Source organism: Streptomyces sp. LS1784 (assembly GCF_020103755.1).
Classification (GTDB): Bacteria; Actinomycetota; Actinomycetes; order Streptomycetales; family Streptomycetaceae; genus Kitasatospora.
In genome coordinates, this window is the sequence record NZ_JAHSQD010000832.1 from 1 (window position 1) to 2,668 (window position 2,668).

Sequence of the window (2,668 nt, forward strand, 5' to 3'; positions counted from 1 at the left end):
CACCGGGTCGTCGGCCCCCGCCGCGCCCGGCGCGGTCCGGGCCGGCGCCCGGTAGCCGGCGCTGGAGAGCACCAGCATCTCGTCGGCCCCCGGCTGGAACTCGTAGGCCACCCGCTCCACCCGGCTGGGGACACCGAGCTCCGCCAGTTCCTCGCGCAGCGGCGCCAGACCCTCGTAGCACGCTCCCGTGTCGTACACCACCAGCGGGAAGATCCGGACCTCCCGGCGCGCCACCCGGGCGAGCTCCAGCAGCCCCGCCCGGTGGAACTCCCTGCCCAGCCGGTTGCCGTACGAGAACAGCAGGTGCGAGCTGAGCGCCAGGTCGAAGGAGTCGTCGGCGAAGGGGAGTTCGGGTAGCGAGCCGGCCAGGTAGCGCTCCGGGCGGGCGGCGATGTCCGCGCGGAAGGCGCGGGCGTTGGCGGTCCACTGGCGGATCATGTCGTCCGCGTCGGCGTACCAGGCCCGGGCGTAGCCGACCGTCTCCTTCACCAGCCGCTCGCGCTTGAACTCCGTCTCCCGCTCCACCAGCAGGCCCAGTTCCTCGCGGTGCTCGGCGTACTGGCGGTCGACGGCGACAGCGTCGACGCCGCGCTGCCCGGCCTCCGCCACGAAGCTCGCGGCGCCGGCCGGGCAGTCCAGGACGCGCTGCTCCAGGTCGCGCTCGGTGAGCGCGAACATCGCCCGGTACTCCGCGAAGGAGCGCGCGCTGACCAGCACGGCTCAACCCCTCCCGACGAACGGCATGGTGGTCGGCAGCACCACCAGGGACTGGATGGTGGTGTCCGGCGGCTGCGAGGCCATCAGCACCAGGGCCTCGGTGAAGCGCTCCACCGGGATGGTCGCCTCGACGGCCATGGTCCGGTCGGCCTGCATCGCGGCCGGCTGCGGGCCGCCGTCCACCGGGGTGACGTTGCCGACGTCGATCTGCCCGCACGAGATGCCGTACGGCCGGCCGTCCAGGGCGAGCACCTTGGTGAGGCCGAGGACGGCGTGCTTGGCGGCGGTGTACGCGATCGAGTCGGGGCGCGGCACGTAGGCCGAGGGCGCGCCGTTGTTGATGATCCGCCCGCCCTGCGGGGTCTGGGTGCTCATCACCCGGAAGGCCTCGCGGGCGCAGAGGAAGCCGCCGGTGACGATGGTGTCCAGCACCCGGTTCCAGTCCTCGAACGGGGTCTCGGTGATCGGCCGGCGCGGGGCGGCGGCGCCCGCGTTGTTGAACAGCAGGTCCAGCCGGCCGTGCCGGTCGAGGACGGTGTCGAAGAGCCGGGCGACCTCCTCCGGGCTGCGGATGTCGGTCGGGACGGGCAGCACCCGGCAGGCGCCGGGCCCGGCCAGGACCGCGGTCTCCTCCAGCGCGTCCTTGCGCCGCCCGGCGACGACCACGGTCCAGCCGGCCGCCAGCAGGGCCAGCGCCGAGGCCCGGCCGAGCCCGCTGCCCCCGCCGGTGACGATCGCCACCCGCCCGTGCGGTGCGGCCGCGCTGACGGCCTCTCCCGTGGTGGTCACGGCGCCCACTCCTCCCCCTCGTTGACCCAGACCCGCAGCATCCGCCGGGCGTACCGTCCGGGCTCGTCGGCGAAGGCCGAACGCCCGTGCAGAACCCGGCTGTTGCGGATGATCAGCAGGTCACCGGCGGCCATCGACAGTCCGAAGGCGATCTCCGGCCGGTAGAGCACCTCGTCCAGCACGCCGAGCGCCTCCCACTGACGGTCCGTCAGCTCCGGACCGCCGCGGTCGGGGGACGAACGGACGGTGCGGGTCTGGTAGTAGCAGCCGACCGTTCCGTCCTTGCGGTCGTACAGGATCGGGGTGACCACCACCTGCGGGCCCGCCCGGCCGCTGCGCTCGAAGGTCCAGTCCTCGCGGAGCGTGGACAGCGCGTCCGGCCGTTCCCGCTGGATCAGGTCGTGCACGTGCCGGGCGCTCGCCAGCTTGGTCAGCCCGCCGCCGTCGAAGGCGGGCCGGATGCAGAGCAGGACCAGCAGGTCGCAGGTGTCGCAGTGGAAGCCGAGTTCGGTGTTGCCGTCGCCGTCCTGGTCGTGCAGCACCGAGGTGAGGTCACCGCGCCCGTTCTGCGGCACGATCCGGCCGAAGTCCCGCAGCAGGAAGGAGAGCACCTCGGTGATCTCCTGCTCCGGGTGGGCCGGGTCCACCAGTCCGCTCACATGGGTGATGCCGACCGAGTCGGCGGCCTTCCGGACGAACTCCCGCAGCCGGGCCCGCACCTCCTCGGCCGCGTCCCAGCGTCCAGCCCGCGCGTCGGCCCAGAGCAGCCGTCGCTCCCGCTCCCCCAACGGGAGCGACCAGAGCTCCCGCCGGGCGTCCAGCTCCAGGCTGCTCCAACCGATTTCGGTCACCGCGTCCACGTCCTCTCCTCCCTACCGGCCGCCGGCCGCGACGGCCTTCGCCCACAGCTCCAGGCCCTCGTCGATCTGTTCGGCCGTGACGACCAGCGCGGGGATCATCCGGACCACGTTCAGATGGATCCCGCACAGCAACAGCAGCAGGCCGTACTCGGCCGCCGTCTGCTGGGCCCGCCGGGCCGCCTCCGGATCCGGGGTGCCGTCCGGGCGGCAGAACTCGCTGGCGGCCATCAGCCCGAGCCCGCGGACGTCGGCGATCCCGGGCGCCTCGGCGGCGACCGCGCGCAGCCCGGCCAGCAGCCGGG

At 73.9% G+C, this 2,668-nt stretch carries 4 protein-coding genes; all 4 read right to left on the minus strand.

Annotation, left to right across the window (positions count from 1 at the left end; translation table 11 throughout):
- Nucleotides 1-717, minus strand: a 717-nt coding sequence (locus tag KS423_RS43060) for a methyltransferase domain-containing protein (protein ID WP_224285144.1), incomplete at its 3' end; no start/stop codon positions are given.
- A gap of 3 nt (nucleotides 718-720) precedes the next feature.
- Nucleotides 721-1,506: an SDR family oxidoreductase gene (locus tag KS423_RS43065; protein WP_224285145.1), complete on the minus strand. Its 786-nt coding sequence runs from the start codon at nucleotides 1,504-1,506 to the stop codon at nucleotides 721-723.
- The gene (locus KS423_RS43070) at nucleotides 1,503-2,357 is read right to left on the minus strand and encodes a TauD/TfdA family dioxygenase (protein WP_224285146.1); all 855 of its coding nucleotides are present in this window, start codon (nucleotides 2,355-2,357) and stop codon (nucleotides 1,503-1,505) included. The genes KS423_RS43065 and KS423_RS43070 overlap by 4 nt, the downstream gene beginning before the upstream one ends.
- Nucleotides 2,358-2,378: 21 nt before the next feature.
- A partial coding sequence (locus KS423_RS43075; protein ID WP_224285147.1) for an aminotransferase class III-fold pyridoxal phosphate-dependent enzyme occupies nucleotides 2,379-2,668 on the minus strand: 290 nt, incomplete at its 5' end.